General features: G+C 41.9%; 11 protein-coding genes. 2 read left to right on the top strand and 9 right to left on the bottom strand.

The window, feature by feature from the left end; all coding sequences use genetic code 11:
• Positions 1–521: 521 nt before the first annotated feature.
• On the top strand, positions 522–2,960 hold the full coding sequence (locus tag ACJJII_RS02030; protein WP_444918116.1) for a glycoside hydrolase family 19 protein: 2,439 nt from the start codon (positions 522–524) through the stop codon (positions 2,958–2,960).
• Positions 2,961–3,107: 147 nt separating this feature from the next.
• Here the strand turns inward: ACJJII_RS02030 and ACJJII_RS02025 are convergent, their stop codons facing one another.
• From ACJJII_RS02025 to ACJJII_RS02005, 5 genes are all read right to left on the bottom strand, one after another.
• On the bottom strand, positions 3,108–3,923 hold the full coding sequence (locus ACJJII_RS02025) for a NosD domain-containing protein (protein WP_444918115.1): 816 nt from the start codon (positions 3,921–3,923) through the stop codon (positions 3,108–3,110).
• 394 nt (positions 3,924–4,317) lie between these two features.
• A complete protein-coding gene (locus tag ACJJII_RS02020) occupies positions 4,318–5,541 on the bottom strand; it encodes a hypothetical protein (protein WP_444918114.1) in 1,224 nt (407 codons plus the stop codon).
• Positions 5,542–5,819: 278 nt separating this feature from the next.
• Positions 5,820–5,984 carry a hypothetical protein gene (locus tag ACJJII_RS02015; protein WP_282931392.1) on the bottom strand — a complete coding sequence of 55 codons (165 nt, stop codon included), beginning with the start codon at positions 5,982–5,984 and terminating at the stop codon, positions 5,820–5,822.
• A 128-nt stretch (positions 5,985–6,112) separates the two neighbouring features.
• Positions 6,113–7,471, bottom strand: a complete 1,359-nt coding sequence (locus ACJJII_RS02010) for a hypothetical protein (protein WP_282931393.1) — start codon at positions 7,469–7,471, stop codon at positions 6,113–6,115.
• A gap of 511 nt (positions 7,472–7,982) precedes the next feature.
• The gene (locus tag ACJJII_RS02005; protein WP_353057086.1) at positions 7,983–8,093 is read right to left on the bottom strand and encodes a hypothetical protein; all 111 of its coding nucleotides are present in this window, start codon (positions 8,091–8,093) and stop codon (positions 7,983–7,985) included.
• Between the two features lie 1,177 nt (positions 8,094–9,270).
• On the opposite strand from ACJJII_RS02005, the gene ACJJII_RS02000 reads away from it, so the two are divergent.
• The gene (locus tag ACJJII_RS02000) at positions 9,271–10,110 is read left to right on the top strand and encodes a right-handed parallel beta-helix repeat-containing protein (RefSeq protein ID WP_282931394.1); all 840 of its coding nucleotides are present in this window, start codon (positions 9,271–9,273) and stop codon (positions 10,108–10,110) included.
• A gap of 846 nt (positions 10,111–10,956) precedes the next feature.
• On the opposite strand, the gene ACJJII_RS01995 is transcribed toward ACJJII_RS02000, so the two are convergent.
• The 4 genes from ACJJII_RS01995 to ACJJII_RS01980 form a co-directional block, all read right to left on the bottom strand.
• Complete coding sequence (locus ACJJII_RS01995; protein ID WP_444918113.1) at positions 10,957–12,273, bottom strand: autotransporter outer membrane beta-barrel domain-containing protein; 1,317 nt, start codon at positions 12,271–12,273, stop codon at positions 10,957–10,959.
• An 870-nt stretch (positions 12,274–13,143) separates the two neighbouring features.
• The gene (locus ACJJII_RS01990; RefSeq protein ID WP_444918112.1) at positions 13,144–14,448 is read right to left on the bottom strand and encodes a hypothetical protein; all 1,305 of its coding nucleotides are present in this window, start codon (positions 14,446–14,448) and stop codon (positions 13,144–13,146) included.
• Positions 14,449–14,924: 476 nt separating this feature from the next.
• Entirely contained in the window at positions 14,925–16,349 is a 1,425-nt protein-coding gene (locus ACJJII_RS01985; RefSeq protein ID WP_444918111.1) for a hypothetical protein, read from the bottom strand.
• 554 nt (positions 16,350–16,903) lie between these two features.
• Positions 16,904–18,196 (bottom strand): hypothetical protein, encoded by a 1,293-nt coding sequence (locus ACJJII_RS01980; RefSeq protein ID WP_444918110.1) that lies wholly within the window; start codon positions 18,194–18,196, stop codon positions 16,904–16,906.
• Positions 18,197–18,508 lie beyond the last annotated feature (312 nt).

Below are 18,508 nucleotides of genomic sequence, written 5' to 3'. Positions count from 1 at the left end.
CCCGATCCATCGGTTAGGATAATTTGCCAATTAAAGCTATATTTGAGTTTTAAAAACCCCTTATTCTTTATTTTTTGTAATTAATTCCTCATTTAATAATATTTGCCCACTTGCGCACATCATCTATGTCTAGGTGGTCACGAAATATTTTCTGTATGTCTGGAACCATTCCCCCTGGGGTTTATCGAATTTGCTGTGTACGTATGGGGTTATATGAACAGCGTACAAAAATAAAGTAAGTATTTGTAAAGGTTTTTAAGGGGCGCAAAGGCAGCTGCATTTAATCGAGTGAATAATAACGGGAGAGGGGATGTTGCCCTTCGCTGAGTTCAATGACTTTGATCGCATAAAACAATTTCATAATTGTCTACTGCTCAAATCGCAAACGCTATCCGTTACAGATCATTCACACGAGCTCTTAATCTCTATTTTTACAAATAATACCTAGCAGTTCGGTGGTTGCCTCATCGCATAAAACTGCGTTTTTAAATAGAACCCTAAAAACGACAATTGGAGATTCTATGAGCCATATTTTTATTCGCACAGCCATAGCATCGGCGCTGATGCTGGGCGCTCAAGGTTTGAGTGCGGCACAACCCGCCGACGACTACGTTGCGGGGCAGAGTTATTCCGGTGGCAGCCAGGTTTGCTACGGGGGAAACCTGTATAAAGCTCAATGGTGGGCAACAGCTTCTCAAATTCCCTCGGATGCCCTGACAGCAGAAAACCGCTGGGACTCCCCCTGGATCTTGGAAGAGTCAGGTGCATGCGATACCGATGGTGGCGATGACTCCAATTCCGGTGATGGTGATAACACCGATTCTGATGATGATACTGATACCGGTACCGGAAATAACGGAGATACGGATTCTGGTAACAATGATGATACAGGTTCCGGCAGTGGTGGTGGCACTGGTGGCTCCGATGACTCCGATACTTATATTTCCGGTCAAAACTATCGCAAAGGCGAAGAAGTTTGTTACGACGGCGACCTATTTGTTGCCCAGTGGTGGGCTAATGGTGACGACCACCCCACCGATGCATTAACGGCTGAAAATACCTGGGGTTCCCCTTGGCTTCTTAAGGAAGCGGATGGTTGCTCCAGTGATGGCGGCTCCGATGACGACACCGGCACCGGTGGCGATGATAGCGGTAGTGGCAACGACGATAACGACAACAGTGGCGATGGCAACGATAATTCTGACAGCACTCCCATTACGATCAGTACTTCAGTGTCGCAGTCACAAATTACCGGTGGTGGCACTGTAACACTTGATGCCAGTGCCTCCGGTGGCGACGGCAACTTATCTTACAGCTGGGCTCAATTATCCCCGGCCTCTCCTGAAGCAGATATTGCCTCTGCTACCAGCGCATCCACCACTGTTACCCTACCTTCAAGCACCTTTGATGTGAGCTATGTCTTTAGCTTGATCGTCAGTGATGGTGACACTACTGAAGAAGCACAGGTAACCGTGCAAAACCTCGCTGTGGACGATACCGATGAAGACGACGATGATAATACCGATGGTTCTGAAAGCTCAGTAACCGCAAATATCTCGGCCTCAAGTATCAATGTAGGCTGTAGTGGAACGGTTAATCTGGATGGCTCGGGTAGTACCGGTGGCAGCGATATCTCTTACATTTGGAGCCAAACCAGTGGCCCGGTTGTAAAGATGACCAACTATACCGGCAGCGCTACCTCAGTGACCCTGTCTGAGGTATACAGCGATGTAACCTACACCTTCCAGCTGACAGCTTCTGACTCCACTCAAGCCAGTGATGTGGACGAGGTCTCCATTAGCCAGGATGGCTGTGCCGCAGCCGATGGCTATGTGATGGGCATCAGCGAACTGGAAGCTGCGGAAGAGTCGATTACCAGCAGTGATTCCCTGCTTCAGGAAGTAAAGGACACTGTCGAAACCCGGGACAACGCCGTGGTTGAGGCGGTACAACCTGGCCGCAGTGCAAACCCTGAAAATGTCCTCCGCGTTGAGAACATCCTGTCTGAAGAAGACTGGGACTACCTTTTCGCCCTCAGAGCGGAAGAGTACACCTACACCAATTTCCTCCGAGCCGTAGCCAAGTTCCCAGCTTTCTGTGGTGACTATACAGATGGCCGCGATGCCGAGGCGATCTGTCGCAAGTCGATGGCGGTAATGTTTGCACACTACGCCCAGGAAACCGGTGCCCACGCAACAGGTTGGGAAGTGCCGGAATGGCGCCAGGGCCTGTACTGGTTGCGGGAAATTGGCTGGACTGAAGATACTTCCGGTGGCTACGGCGCCTGTGATGCCAGCAGCAGCTGGGCAGCAGAAGCATGGCCCTGTGCGATCAATAGTGATGGTGGCTACAAGAGTTACTTCGGCCGCGGCGCCAAGCAGTTGAGCTGGAACTATAACTACGGTCCCTTCTCCCAGGCAATGTACGGCGATATTTACACCCTGCTGGAAGCCCCGGAATTGGTAGCAGATACCTGGTTGAACCTGGCGAGCTCCATCTTCTTCTTCGTCTATCCACAGCCACCCAAGCCAAGCATCCTGCATGTAATCGATGGCACCTGGGAACCGAACAGTGTGGATCTGGCCAATAACCTGACTTCTGGATTCGGTGTTACCACCAATATTATTAATGGGGCGATCGAATGTAGTTCTGGTACTGAAGACTACCGCTCACAGTATCGGATCGAGTACTACCAGAGCACAGCGGAATACTTCGGTGTAGAAATTCCGGCAGATGAAGAACTCGGTTGTGCCAATATGGGACAGTTCCAGACTGGTGGTGCAGCCTCCCTGGATATTTACTGGGATAAAGATTGGGGATGGTCTGCGGATACCCCAAATAATGAGAGCTACGCATGTCAGTTGGTGAATTACCAGACTGCCTACTCAGCACTGAATGAGGGCGATTATGCCAAGTGTGTTGAGGGCAACTTTGATATGAGCATCGATTACCAAGACTAAAAACCAGGGGGCCGAATAGTCCCCACCCAAACCCTTTCAGTGACCTGGCTCTCCCCCGCAGCCAGGTCACTTTTTTATTGCCTTTCCTTCGGTGTTATCTTTCTCTAAACCTATCTACTGGCATATACATTCCTGTTAGACAAAATTTTAATCCAGGCAGTTGGGGTTAGCAGTTGTAAAAGTGTTGGAGACCCATATATTGGAAGACGCACATGCATCCGCATTGGCATCATTAAGGTCGAAGCCGAGACTGATGTCGCCCCCAATAACTCTATTGCCAGTAATAAGGTAATTGGTTTGCGCAAATTCCTGCATCAATATGCCGCTAAACTCAATATCTAAAACGGTATTTTGCGTAATAATCCCTCCGGACGAGCTGCCGATAACGATACCATTCAACCCTGTAAAGACACCTCCATTTTCAGGTTCTATGGTATTTTGTGATACGAGTACATAGTCCCCTTGAATAACGATGGAGTCCTTCTCGTTACTCAGGATTTCGTTTGAAAGTATGCTGTTAAAATCCCCATCGGAAGAGATACCCATTTCGGTATTTGAAGAAATTGTTGAACCGCTAACAAAATTGTGATCGCTGGTTAGGGAAATACCTATTTCATTACCTTGCACCAGGACATTGTAAATTCCATGAAATCCCGAGTCCTCTGCGCTGACGCCGGTATAACAATTTTCAACAGTTCCGTTTGAGAGAAAAGCCCCCTGACCAGACAAAATAATGCCAGTATTTAGCACGGGAAGTTCGGCACAGTGCACGGTAAACCCGTTCATATCCAGATTGCCGCTAGGACCGGATATGGTGATTGGCGGCATAGCAGTGCAGAATAATATGTCTTCAGTCATTATTTCAGCGGTGGTAATGGTATCGCCGCACTGAACGTCAGCAAAAGATAGGGCTGGTAAAAGCACGGATGCAAAAATTAACGGGAAATATTTTCCTGCCTGCATAGGGTTTCTTCTCTGTCAGTTGCTTTAAAGTGGCGCTTAAAAGAGATCCTTTGAGCGGATCTTCTGAGAAAAATATAGATATGATTGATTGGAGGGTGAGGTAATAGGTGACGGAGATCAGGCGTGGGAAATGGGTGCATGTTATTGATATTTGCATAGATTCCAGCCAAACAGGTAGGAATAATTAGCGGTAAGTACATCCTGTACAGGCTGTTTTTATACGTGCAGATTACTCTTTTTACTCTGTGGTATTGTGCTCGCGCCTTGTGTATAAGGCGAAAATATACGATAGGGCTAATAAACTATAATGCCGCCGGATATCGCAAAGGATATTGGCGGCATGGTGTTACAACATATTTAACATCTACTTAAAAATAGGGGTGCCGGTTTACTCCTACTGTGTGACCTGGGCAAAGTTGGCGCTGCCGATTTGGATCGTGAAAGAGGAATGACCTTCACCAGATTGTGATATCTCCTTGTAATGCCCTTCGCCAATTTGTAGGAGTGTGAGGGAATTATTCAGGCCACTTTGTGAGATCACTGCTTCATTGGAATTGCCAATTTGGGCAACATCTGCACTGAGAATAGTGCCATCCTGCTGTAGGCTGACGGTATTAGCTGTTCCGATCTGTGCAACCAGCAAGTGTACATCAAGCCCTAACTGATCAGTATCCACTGCATTTTGGCTTCCGAGCTGAGCAATCTCACCACTACTAATCAGTGTATTTTGGTCGGCCTCAACACTATTTCCTGAACCGCCTTGGGTAATGATTAGGGAGCCATCTTCAGATAGATTCTGGTTAGTAGTCGCTGTATTTAAGGTTCCTAGCTGGGCAATAAATACACTATTAGAGTTACTAATAGTCTGGGTAGTTTCAGCGGAGTTCTGAGTGCCAGTTTGTAATACTTCTGCACTATCAGAATTGGCATCCAGCTGAGAAATCTTCGCATAGTTATTACCTCCAATTTGGGTAATAGACCCTTGAGCGGTGTCGCTGTCGATTTGGTCAATACGGCCTGTATTTAATGATCCGACCTGAAGCAGAGTTCCAGTGCTACCAGACCTTAGCAGTTGCAGAATATTCCCCGTATTTGATATTCCAAATTGTTGAAGTGTGCCACTAGCAGAACTTATATTCTCCTGGTAAATTTCCGCAGAGTTTTGTTCTCCCAATTGAGTGGTGAGTGATGAGATTGAAGAGGTCACAACCTGTTGGGAGGTAGCGGTATTCGATACGCCGATTTGATTGACGATAATCGATCCGTCTGATGAGCTTCCCTGGCCAGCATTAGCGCTGTTACTATCCCCTGTCTGAGAAGTGTTGATATGCCCATTACTGGTATTTTCCTGGGCAGTCTCACTGTCATTGGCGACACCGATCTGGCTTTGCACGATGGTGCTTTCACTGGTTCCATCAATTTGGAGAGCATCCTCGCTGTTGTTGACTCCAATTTGAGTTTGTACTATTAAGCTGTTGTTAACATCAGAGTCTGCATTATTGGCTGTCGCGGTATTGCCTATGCCAGTTTGGTTTTGGATTACAAAATTGTTTTCGGCAAAAACCACACTGCTGATTGCCAACGCAAGTGAGCTAAAGATAAGTGGTGAGATTTTCATAAGTTACTCCTTTAAACTAAAAATCCCTAAATCATTGTCCGTTCAGTTACTGCTTCCTCCTTGTAAATCGAATTGACCACTGATATCCACTTGAGGCTCTGCCGATGAACGATACTGCATACAGAGCCTAATCCTGTGAGTTTTGGATATAACTATTGCTGCACACTGGCAAAGTTGGCATTACCAATTTGTAACGTAAATGAAGTTTGGTTTACATACACTTTGTGAAATTTCTTCAGAATGACAGCAGCCAATCTGGATTAATATCATCAAATTTCTCAGATCCGTATGGGTATTGTCTGCCTCATGGTACTGCCATTTTGTGTTACAGCGGTGCTCAGAAAGGCCCTACCTTGCTGTGAAGTAACAAAATTATTCTCGGCGATAGCAGCACTGCTGATGGTCAGCGCCAGGGAATCGGTAAGGAAGGAAGAGATTTTCATAAGATACTCCTTGACTACAAAATCTCTATGACAGCATATGGTGATGTTTAGGCGATGTGCTCATTAACTTTTGCATATTGAGTAGGTTAAGATGCCCAAAGGGCACCTTAACGAAAGTCTCTATCAGTCTACTGTATAAATGTAGCGCTATTGCCGTCTCCAAGTTGGGTAACACTGATAGCATCATTAAAGCCAGTTTGCGTAACCGATATGTAGTTACTGCTACCGTCTTGAGATAATGTTGCAGTGTTTTGCATGCCGCTCTGGGCCAACTCAATCAAATTCAAGTTACCTGCCTGCAGCATGGTTGCTGTCTCCATATCTCCATCCTGTGTTGAGGTAATTTCGTTCTCATCACCTTCCTGGGTGATATCCAGTGAGCCACTGAATGCTGATTGGCTAGCTGAAACCATATTCATATTTCCAATTTGTTCAACAGAGGATGTATCCGATGAACCGCTTTGTGTGACAGTAGCATCGTTTTGTGTACCGTCCTGGGAAATAATATTGGAGCTATTGTCAGTCGACGCCTGTAAGGCTGTAGCCATATTGGATGAGCCTGACTGATAAATTTCAATGTTGTCACTGGCTCCTGATTGTGTTGCCAAAGCCATATTATTGTCATCACTTTGGCTAATATAAATGTTACTTTCAAAAGCACTACTTTGTGTGGCAACCGCTGATTGATTATCCCCATATTGGTAGATGGATAATGTATTGTCTGCAGTATCAAAACTAGTAGCACTGGCAAAATTGGAGTCTCCGGACTGTACTACGATAGCACTATCGGAACTTGAGGTGTTTCTGTTAATTGAGGCATTGTTGAAATCACCAACCTGACTTATCAAGTCTGAATTGGTAAAGGAGTTAAGGTGAGATATCCCAGCAGCATTTTGTTGCCCGAATTGAATTGTGGTAGCGCTGTTACCAGAGCTTGCTGTGTTTTGCAATGTAGTTGAAATATTTAAGTCACCGGATTGGGTAATGACTACAATATTGCTGGAACTCGTATCCTGAGTACTAGTAGCCAGGTTTTGATCGCCATACTGGCTGATTGAAATAGAATCAGAATCTGAGGAGGTTTGTTCAGAGCTGGCAAAGTTAGTGTCACCATTCTGGAGGATTTCACTGCTACCGTTTGAAGCGGTTTCCTGACTGGTTAAAACGATATTGTTATCCCCGACCTGGAGTGCTGATGCCGTAGTGCTGGTTGTGGCATCTTGTGTCGAGGTGACACTATTATTATCCCCCTGCTGTGTTTGATAAATGGCGCCGCTGACATTGCCATTAGTTTGACTGGCATCAGCGTCGTTGTTATCACCAATTTGTGTTTGCACAATAAGGTTATCAAATACGGTGGGATCACTTTGATCAGCTGTCGCGTTATTATCTGTACCCATCTGGTTCTGGATGACAGTATTTTCCGCATAGGAAATCCCACTGATCATAAAGGATAAGGCCGTGGCTATAAGGGAATAGGTCTTCATTGGATAACTCCTTTACCAATTTGGACTTTGGGTGGTAAGCATATACTCTGCCTTTAACATCCATATAAAGGCAGAGTGTTTTTCGTGTTTCTACGAAAAATTATGTGCGGTCAATAATGATTGGGAATCTTAAGTGGAGGCTAGTACATAAAAAATATCACTCTACTACACGATGATATGGTTTAAAGCCATAGGTTGGGTTGTTAGCCATTTGATTTATAGCGTCAGATCAATCAAAGGCTACTTTAATTTTTGTCGATGAATTGGTATGTAGCTATGAGAATTTAGTTTGGCAAAGTTAGGAATAAAGTCGAGTTTGTGTTTTGACTGACTACGTACTGGGCTGATCTATATTTTATAGATTGACAAGAATATAGGGAGGTTGCGCCCTGATGATCACATCAGCTCACCGATCAGCACAGCTTTCGAGACAACCTTGAAAGGGCTAGGTTATTGCTGCTGGTAGTTTGCGCTGTTGTCACCACCTATTCGTAGTATGTCAGCACTGCTATTAACCCCCAGTTTGCATCATTTGTATAAAGTTATTGCTACCAATTGGGGAGAGTTCGACAGTATTTTGTCTCCCACTCTGGGTTAGACTGAGCCTATGATCGCTGCCTATTTGGTGAGTGTAGAGGTGAGTCTCTTCTCCACTCTAAGTGACGTTTAAACTATTAATATATCCCTCCTGCAGTAGTTGCAGTTCGCTACTTGTGCCGCCCAAATTCACTGTTTTAATATTACTACTGCCGAGTTGATTAATAATGACCTCATTATTAGCTGTAGAGATAAGACTAATATCGATAGTGTGCCTGGCCCCAGCTTGTATAATCTCTACTTTGTCATTATCACTAACACTGTGAATTAGAAAAACCTGGTTGTCCGCACCAACTTTCTTGATATAGTCTATTGCCGAGTTTGTCGTGCTAATAAATACCTAGTTTTGATTGGTATCACCGATTTGAGCGGAAAGTGTACTATTATTAGAGCCATTGTTTGAATCTAGTATTGTTGGTTTGTTACTAAATCCTATCTGATGAAATTGCATTTCTCCATTAATAATATTATCTTGTGAACTAGTGGCAGAATTTTCTGTGTTTTTTTGATAGATAGAAATAGAAGCATTTTTAGAGTAGGTTTGAACACCTTGGGCGTTATTTTGATGGTCTAACTGGATATAGTTAAAATGGCTGTTAGTAATGGAGTCTTGTAGTGAACTTCCCTGGTTGCTATCGCCAATCTGGTAGCCAATACTAGTAATATCGCTTTGGTCAGTAGTGGCACTGTTAGCGCTACCCTACTGATACAGTGATGTACTATTTGCTTCAGCCAAAGAATTTGTGGCAATAAATGAAGATAGAGCGAGGTAAATACCAGCCTTGGTGTACATGATAATTCCTTTCTATGACCGAACATTAAGTAACAGTTTCCCGAAGTTAGTACTTCTATCATGAGTAAATTTTATATAAATAACCTAAGTTTTTCATAATAAGCTGCATGCACTAGCTGGCGAATAAAATCGTACTTTCCAAAATTGGATCAGAGTATGGTGTTCTGGATTAAATGCTAGTAATCATTAAAAAGTAATTGCGCCAGCTTAAGATTTTATTTTTAATCGTTGCTATCGATATGGCTGCGCTAGCTTCTTCAAAAGAATGACGTAGTTTTTTATTCGTTCGAACGTCAATTATTTTAGGCAATTTTTCTTATGGTGGAAGCTATTATTGCATCCAAACTTAGGGGACTCAGTATCTCTGTGCTGAGATGTATTCTTTATTCTGAACTGATAGGAGTTGGATGTGAAAATTAAGCAGTCTGTAGATAAGGTGGCACTATTAGCGATAATGGCTTTTTCGGCGTCTTCATATTCATCAATTGCCTTGGCTGAAGTGGCTTGTGGCGATGTAATTACAACTGCAGAAGTGCTCACTGAGGACTTATCTTGTGATCTAACTACAGATGAACCTGATGCACTTACTATTGTCGGCCCAAGTGGCAGCTTAAATATGGGCGACTATTCCCTGACCTGTACTACAGGAGGAGACCTAGGTGGTGCAGGAATTCGAATCGAAGGCAATGGCGCCACCCTCACTGGGGGCGTTATAGATGGCTGTTTTGATGGAATTTTCTTAGAGGGAGAGGGGTATCACAAAGTACTTGGTACCGAAGTTGTTAATAGTGTTAATGATGGGATAGATATAGATAGTATTTACAATACTATAAATGACTGCGTTATTACTGATAGTGGTAGAGTCGGTGTCGATATGGATGATGACTACAATACTTTTTCTGGCTGTACCGTAACAGGTAGTGTTGCCGACGGAATCCAGGTGGATGATAGTTTTTCACGAGTTTTTAACAACACTTCAAGTGGAAATGGAGGGGCTGGTATTCTGATAGAAGGATCGTCAAATAATGTGATATCACAGAACACAACTACCGATAATGGCAACGGTGATAGCCAAGATGGTGGTATAGTTCTTATTTTTACTAATTCCAACTTCAATATTATTTCTGCGAACTCTTCTCTTGGTAATGATCCTTTTGATCTGAGGGATACAGTTGACCCTGATTGCAGTGGTACTAATATTTGGGTAAACAATGAATATCTCACTAAAGATCCAGATTGCCTGGATTGACAATTCTTAATAGACAATTTCTTTTCCATGGGCTGTTAAATTTGGTGGTAACGTTTTGTGGAATTTTATAGATCGATTAACTTAATTTTTTTATAAAACTTATCAATCAGCAATCTATTAGGGGCTCGTATATGAAATATATGAGCTTCCTTTATATAGCATAATATAAATATATTTATATCTATTATAGTGAAATGTGGTAGAGGTTTAATTAAAATAAAAATATCTCTAAGGTGAGTATCTTGTAAAGGGCTCTCAGGCGTGTATTTTTCACTTTAAATGTTATTGTATGAATTAAATAATATTTGCATCTAAATGTTGATATGTTTCCATGTATGAGATTTTGATGTGGAAGATTAGATGAGTATTTTAAAAGTTAGGCATTAATAGGATGTTGAGTTGAACAGCAGGTATGCGGTTAGTAAGCATGATCTAAATGTTAAATATATATTCCTAAGTTCACCACTTAAAATACGATGGATGTCTGATGGCGTATATGTAGCCAGGTATTTGAAATTTTCAAGAGGGGACTTTTTTGGAGAGTACTATGTGAGTGCAGCGATGCTGTAGTGTTTCGGTAATTTGGGGGGGCGCAAACAAACCGAAGAGTGTGAGTAAGTGTGGGTGTAATTTTAAATTGCCTCTTTTTGTGGTATTACCACGATATTCAATGTGCTGATGGTTGGTTCTATAAGAAATAGTAGTTTTGGGGATGCACTGAGACGATAGATATGATAACAAAACAGAATAATATATATTCAATAATTGTATCAGTTCAGTGAATCCCCAATTTATGATCACTAAATATTTTTCTATGAAATTAAAGTGAGCTTGAAGCCAGGCATATTATTGCATTATGTTTCCGCTATTGTTGTCTCCAAACTGTGTCACGGTAGTTGAGGCAGATGGGTTCGCCTGCATGGCCTGTAGAAAATTATTATTTCCACTTTGTGAGAGTGTGGCCCAGCTACTCATACCTGTCTGGTTAAGATCGATTTCGTTGAGCGTACCATTTTGGTCTGTATCAGCAGAAATCAAATCACCATCCTGAAAAATAGAGAGGACATTTTGTGTACCTGTTTGCGTACTTAGAAGGCTATTTGATGATCCAGTTTGGCTAGCCAAGGCCATATTTTGTTCGCCATTTTGTGAAAGGGTTAATATTGATGAATCACTCATAATTTGGAAAGCAATTGCATCATTGGCAATGCCTATCTGAGTGACTTCTACAATACCGTTGCTACTGGAAAAATGGCCCATACCTCCAATGATATTTTGATCGCCGATTTGGGTTGCAGAGCCGATTACATTGGAACTTGAAAGTGCCTGCACACCACCTACTAAATTATCATTCCCTATTTGCTGGGAAAACGAGTGGCTTTGTGTACTGTCAAGTTGGCTTGAGCCCCCAAGGTTTGAGTTCCCGACCTGATTAGTAAAAGTACTACCAAAACTACTGTTTGAATTACTGCTCCCCCCCAAGTTATCAGTGCCATTTTGAATAACAGTGCTTGTCATAAAGTCAGAATTGTCGAACTGTGAAATTCCACCGTTGTTAAGTGATCCAGTTTGTAAAACTACGGAGGTGGTGTTGTCTGTATTAAGGCTTGCAGATGCAGAACCAATATTTTCAGATCCATCCTGGCTAATAAATATGGAGTTGTTATTTGAATTATTGAAATGAGAAGCTGCTGATTGGTTGTCAGTACCAACCTGAACAATATTTGTACTGTTTAAGCTGGAGTTAAAGTTTACGGTTTCAGCAAAATTGATTTCACCGGTTTGGGAGACAAAGTTGGTGTTATTGGAGTCACCAAGCATACTGGATGTAACTTCGTTAGTATTACCTACCTGTAAGGTTGTCAGCGTTGTGCCTGTACTATCCTCCTGGCTCGCGTTGGCTAAGTTTCCATCTCCAATCTGGGTCTGAATAATCACGCCATCACTGCTATTAATGATCTGTTCCGCCTCTGCTGTATTATTATCCCCATTCTGGGTTTGTACAATCAAATTATTGGTAACGGTGGGATCGCTTTGGTCTCCCATAGCCATGTTGTTATTGCCTGTTTGATTTACAATATATATATTACTAGCCTGTGCCGCAGCGCTGATACTAATTGCTAAAATGCATGGGATTGCTGGAATATACGAAGACATTCTCATTGATAAAACCTCGACTTCTCTAGTGTAGTCATTTTCCTAAAACAAAATTTTAAAAAGGCTTGTTACATATTTAAATTGAGTAGGTACAAGCTTAAATGAATATCATTAATGTCCATTTCTATCTGGAGCTGATAGCAGGTTGGCGCTATAGAGATCAATATTTGCTTGGGGAAGTTTCAGAGCTGCCAAAAGAAATTTTCCGAAACTGACTAATCGGCATTAATACTTAGCTATGCCTGTTATTGATCAAAGCTGAACATGCTTAAGATTTCATCAAGTATGGACTAAAAATTTTGCGATTAATAAATGCATGCTTACTGTCTAATTCTCCTTTAAACCTCCTGAAATCTATTAATGCCGGGTAGAGCTATTTAATCTTCTACCCTACCTATATATGATTACTGCCTTTGGTTTCCCTGAGTAAGTTGAAAGCTTGGTAAAAGTATTGATGGAACATGAGTCTTTTCAATGAGAGATAAGTGTGTAACTGCTAGTAATAAAGTTTACCTCCAGTGAGTTAGGCCAACTGATATTTTTTGCACTATAATTTTCCTCTTCTAGAATGGGTCAAAATTTATCTGGTTGTGAATAATTTTAAATCTAGATAGAGGTTGCAGTCCTAGCTTATGAAAGCTTTAGGCTAACCCTGTTGCCTTGATTTATCCAGAAAGATTATCCGGGGATAAACTTGCACCCTTTTTTTAACAGAAAAAATGACACCAAACAGAAGCATTTGGTATCATCGACTACATATAAAGAAATTCACGTCTTAAGTGGAGTAAATGATATGAGCATTTCTCCTAATGCATGTCCTTTATGAATGGTCATGTATTCCGCTACTTTGTGTACTTTGAGTTAATAGTGGGTGAGTTACTGCATGATATTACCACTATTGTTTTCGCCAAACTGCGTCACAGTGGATGAGGCAGATGGATTTGCCTGCATAGCCTGTAGAAAATTATTGTTACCACTTTGTGTAAGTGTGGCAACACTACTCATGCCGGTCTGATCAAGGTCAATTTCATTAAGTGTGCCACTCTGATTGGTATCGGCAGAAATTGAGTCGCCATCCTGAATAATAGAAAGTACGTTCTGTATTCCTGTTTGCACGCCAAGAAGGATGTTAGAAATCCCTGTTTGCCCCGCCAGGGCCATATTTTGTTCTCCATTTTGAGAAATAGCTAACAATCCCGAGTCGCTCATAATTTGGAAAGCAATTGCATCATTAGCAATACCTATTTGAGTGACCTCTACAGTACCATTGCTACTGGAGGAGTGGCCTGAACCACCAATTATATTTTGGTCGCCTATTTGTGTGATGGAGGCGCTAACATTATCGCTGGAGTTTATCGATATGCTACCTAAATTGTCAGTACCGGTTTGCTGGATAAATGTATGGCTCTGTGTGCTATCAATTTGGCTTGAACTTCCTAAATTTAAACTTCCCACTTGATTAGAAAAGGTACTGCCGAAGCTACTATTTAAATTACTGGCTCCCCCTAGATTATCATCGCCACTTTGAATGACTGTGCTCGTCATAAATTGAGAGCCACTAACTTGCCCAACTCCCCCATTGTTCAGCGATCCATCCTGTAAGATGACAATACTGTTGTTATCAGCATCGAAACCTGCGCCTGGAGAACTCGTATTTTGAGATCCGCTTTGGTTTACAAATATGGAATTGTTACTTGAGTTAAAGCTATGAGCTGTGAAAACTTCATTGTCGGTTCCGGTTTGTAAAACATTAGTGCTATTAGATGTAGAGTTGAAATTAACGGTAGAGGTGAAATTCAATTCACCAATTTGAAAAACGAAATTGGTGCTCGCGGTATCATTTTGCATAAAGGAATCGACTTCGTTATTGTTCCCCATCTGTACGACGGTATCGATTGTGTCGGTGCTATTTTCTTGGCTTGCTGTGGCTAAGTTTCCATCTCCAATTTGAGTCTGACTGATCACTGCATTATTGCTATTTATGATTTGTTCTGCCTCAGCTGTATTATTATCACCATTTTGGGTTTGCACAATTAGGTTGTTGGCAACGGTGGGATCACTTTGATCCCCCATGGCAGTGTTATTGTTACCATTTTGATTGACTATGTAGGTGTTGCTCGCTTGTGCTAGCTGTATCACAGCAAGGGTGGATAATCCGGCAATTGTGGCTTTGAATTTCATTGTTGAGTTCCTTTCAAACTACGTTGTGACTGAGGTTTGGTTTAGTGGGTGACTTGGATTTATAGCTCATTGTTAAAGCTAAACTTAAAATCATCGTTGGTGCTGCCTTTTTGTATTGGCTTTAAACCATATTTTTGGCATTAAAACTTGACTATGCCAGGGGGACTCTTCGTTTATTTGGGATAAAGCTTAGAATCTCCAAACGTACACTGTACTGCTTTGTACTAAATTAAAGCCAATGATGTACTGCACTCATAAAGCAATAGCGACAATTGAAATGTTTGTTGCTGATATCTACCTTTAAATTGTTCCAAAAAATTATTGTCAATGAGCGGTGAGATGTATATAGGATAAAAGCACTGAGAAAGTAGTAAGAAAAACTTAAGCCGCTAATTTCAAAACTGTCTTGTCAGTATTTGAAAGTCTAATAAGGTCTGATAGGGCCTGCAAAGAGGTTTGCAAGGCCCTTGGCTTTTTTACTGCATATAAGTAGCGCTGTTGTTGTCACCTAATTGGGTGACACTGATCGTGTCGCTAAAGCCGGTCTGTGTTACCATTAGGAAATTGCTATTGCCATCCTGAGACAATGTAGCAATATCTGAAGTTCCACTCTGAGTCAGGTCTATTTCGTTGAGATTGCCGCTCTGGTTAAGGGTGGCTGAAATACTGTCTCCGTCTTGGAGGGAATTAATCAAGTTGTCCTCGCCATCTTGTGAGGCGTAAAGGTCGGCATTGAAGTTGGTTTGCTCCGCATTTATTGTGTTTAATTCACTCATTTGAATTATCTCAGCCGAGTGGTTGGAGCCAGTCTGTGTCAATTCCACATCATTGCCATTACCAATTTGGCTGATGGAGTAGTTATTATCAGATACCGATTGCAGGCTAACAAAAATGTCATTGCTATCACCTTGTTGTAGGTTGGAGCCGACACTGTTATTAGCATTGTCATCTGAGGAGCTAAAGGAATTGTCATTTCCATATTGCTCAACTATGGTAAATTGATCAGAACTTTGTCCTCGTACGGTAAACCCTGAATTGAAATTGCCGATCTGTGTTAATTGGACAGAAGTGTTTGAGCTGCCATCATCATCTACCCCTCCGCCGTTATTATCGTCACCCATTTGAAAAACACTGATACTGCTATTGAAGCTATCCGTTTGACCCGATGTGCCGACGTTTCTGTCGCCAATAGAAACTACGTTCAGAAATGCTTCATCCATATTGGTCTGTCCCGATGAACCAATATTATCGGTGCCAATCATGGTAAATTGCATCGAGCTATTGGTAGAGTTTCTTTGCAGTGAACTGCCAACACTACTTGTACCGCTAATAGTGTAAATCATTGAAGTATTGGAAGTATTTTCCTGTAAGGAACCACCTATATTGTCAGTTCCCATAATGGTAAAACTCATTAAGGTACTCGTTGTATTTTCCTGAATAGAGCCACTACCATTATTTGTACCCATAAGGGTATTTATCATAGTTGTACTAGTAGTGCCTTCCTGCCTTGAGCCGCCAAAATTATCGGTACCGATAAATGTCTCTTGCATTACACTATTGCTGGTTGATATTTGGTCCGTTCCCGTTCCGTTATTGTCTCCTATTAAAGTAATTACTGCTGAAGAATTACTGCTTCCGTCTTGTTCACTATTCGCAAAATTGTTGTTTCCCTGTTGTATTTGAATAATAGTTCCATTGCTGTTGGCATTGAATTGTGTTGCTTCAGCATCGTTATTGTCGCCAATCTGAGTCTGCGTGATTAAACTATCAGTGGCACCAGTTTGGTCCCCCATGGCCATATTTCCGGTTCCCTCTTGATTGACAATATAAGTATTGTCACCGTATGCAATACCGGAAATGGCTAACGCTAAGGCAGTGATTGCAAAGATTGATGTTTTCATAAATGATTCCTTTCATTTAATGAGCTATGGATGGTGTTAAGAGTGATAAATCTCTTGGTTCTATATCGGTAATTAACGAATGAAACTTCTGTAGCTCAGTTAGGTTTTAATGAGCGCCAGGTAAGAAGTTTAAAGGCCATAAATGGTAAGAGAAGTAGTGAGAATGCTTGCTTGCACTGATCCCAAGCCATTTTTTGGCATTAATGCTTGGAGATGCCGAGGCTATATTCATTTTTGCTTCGATTGATATGAAATATTTATTCCAAATTTTTCACCTGTATTGGTTGATTTTACTATTCATTTAATTTGCTCCTATTTGGTTTGTTGGTCGGCCAAAATGTAGTGAAGTGATAAATGCCCCCTACTTACGGTATCGCTTTTAGTATTATTAATAAATAAGATAATTGGTATGAGATAAAAGCACTGAAATGCTAGTAAAAAAGTCTGATTTAATCAGTATTTTCATTGCAGAGTTATATTGATATTTGATAGTGGATAGAAGATGTATGGTTAGGAGGAGTCCATATATGGGTATACGGACTCCTATCAATTATTTACTGTGTAAAAGTAGCGCTATTATTGTCACCCAGCTGGGTAACATTGATGCTATCGCTAAATCCGGTTTGGGTAACACTCAGGAAATTGTTGTTACCGTCCTGAGATAGGGTGGCAATATCCTGCTGTCCGCTTTGGATAAGGTCTATTTCATTGAGGGTACCCATTTGGTTGAGCGATGCTATTTCGCTATCGCCATCTTGTAAAGAGGTGATCAGGTTTTGTTCACCATCCTGATAGGCGTAGAGGTCAGCCTCGAATCCTGTTTGCTCGGCGTCGATCATATTCATAGCATCGTTCTGAATTATATCGGCACTATGTGATGAGCCGGACTGAAATAAGAAAGATTCGTTACTCTCACCTGTCTGGGAAACACTTGAAATACTGTCAAATGCGAGATCTGCATTAGTGAAAGCATTATTGTTGTCACCCTGTTGAATAATGGTTGAGTTCAGATTGGCAGAGTCCGAGATTAGTATAAATGCATCATTTTGATCACCAGACTGCAATATATAATTAGTAATATCGCTGCCAGTATTAGTAGTGGCGCCGGCAGAGTTACCGTCCCCATACTGCTCCATGAGATCCATTTGGTCAAAGCTGGGAGTATGGTTAAATCCTACGTTATTTGAATTGCCAGACTGTATAGCGGATATGCTGTTATTCGAGCTATCAATATCGTTGCCGGAAAATGTATTAAAGTCTCCAGTTTGCTGAATGACTATGGTTGTGTTGAAGCTGTCAGTCTGGTTTGTGGATGCGAGGTTGTTATCACCATTTATTTCGGCATTGAATGATACTGAATCGGAGTTTGTTTGACCTGATCCGAATATATTATTATTCCCATTAACGGTGAATATCATTACGCTATTAGAAGTTGATATTTGCCCCGAGCCTCCGAGGTTGTCATCGCCTGTAACGGTATATTCCTGAGTCGTATTACTTGTATCCTGTTGGAGGGGGGAAACGTCATTCATATCGCCAATCAGAGTAATTACTAAGGTAGTGTCAGTGGTCCCATCCTGAAGTGCGATAGAACCGTTAGAGTCACCCTCCTGATACTGAGTAATTACACCATTGGTGTTGCCGTTGGATTGTATTGCATCTACAGAATTATTATCCCCGATTTGAGTCTGTTCGATTAGGTTGTTAAATATAGTGGGGTCGCTTTGATCCCCGCTGGCGGTATTGCCGGTACCATCCTGGTAGAGGATATATTCATTGTCATCTGCATGAACCAGACCACTGATGGCAAGGGATAGAGCGGTAACGGCTATAGGTAAAATCTTCACAAGTAACTCCTTTACTTCAACTCGTTGTGGCGTTTTGATGACATCCACAGTACTTCCTGTACAACACAGGTGAAATCTGTATCCAATCCCGGTGTAAACGAACGGCGACTACATTCCGCCTCTACCGTCCGCCGGGCATTGGGGATGATTTGATCGGCCCTAAATGGTGAGAGAAGTAGTGAGACTGCTTACTTGCACTGGCTCCAAGCCATTGTCATTGGCATTAGTACTTGGATATGCCGGGGCTTTGATCATTGGCGGCTTTCTCTAAAAGAACTCAATGATTCTCTAGCTGCTTATTTATTCACCTAA

The organism is Microbulbifer maximicatervae (SeqCode) (assembly GCF_052467825.1).
This window is presented reverse-complemented; position numbering and strand designations above follow the sequence as displayed.

Coding starts and splice junctions, on each gene's coding strand:
- ACJJII_RS02030 (WP_444918116.1), top strand. CDS start 522: ATGAGCCATATTTTTATTCGCACAGCCATAGCATCGGCGCTGATGCTG.
- ACJJII_RS02025 (WP_444918115.1), bottom strand. CDS start 3,923: ATGCAGGCAGGAAAATATTTCCCGTTAATTTTTGCATCCGTGCTTTTA.
- ACJJII_RS02020 (WP_444918114.1), bottom strand. CDS start 5,541: ATGAAAATCTCACCACTTATCTTTAGCTCACTTGCGTTGGCAATCAGC.
- ACJJII_RS02015 (WP_282931392.1), bottom strand. CDS start 5,984: ATGAAAATCTCTTCCTTCCTTACCGATTCCCTGGCGCTGACCATCAGC.
- ACJJII_RS02010 (WP_282931393.1), bottom strand. CDS start 7,471: ATGAAGACCTATTCCCTTATAGCCACGGCCTTATCCTTTATGATCAGT.
- ACJJII_RS01995 (WP_444918113.1), bottom strand. CDS start 12,273: ATGAGAATGTCTTCGTATATTCCAGCAATCCCATGCATTTTAGCAATT.
- ACJJII_RS01990 (WP_444918112.1), bottom strand. CDS start 14,448: ATGAAATTCAAAGCCACAATTGCCGGATTATCCACCCTTGCTGTGATA.
- ACJJII_RS01985 (WP_444918111.1), bottom strand. CDS start 16,349: ATGAAAACATCAATCTTTGCAATCACTGCCTTAGCGTTAGCCATTTCC.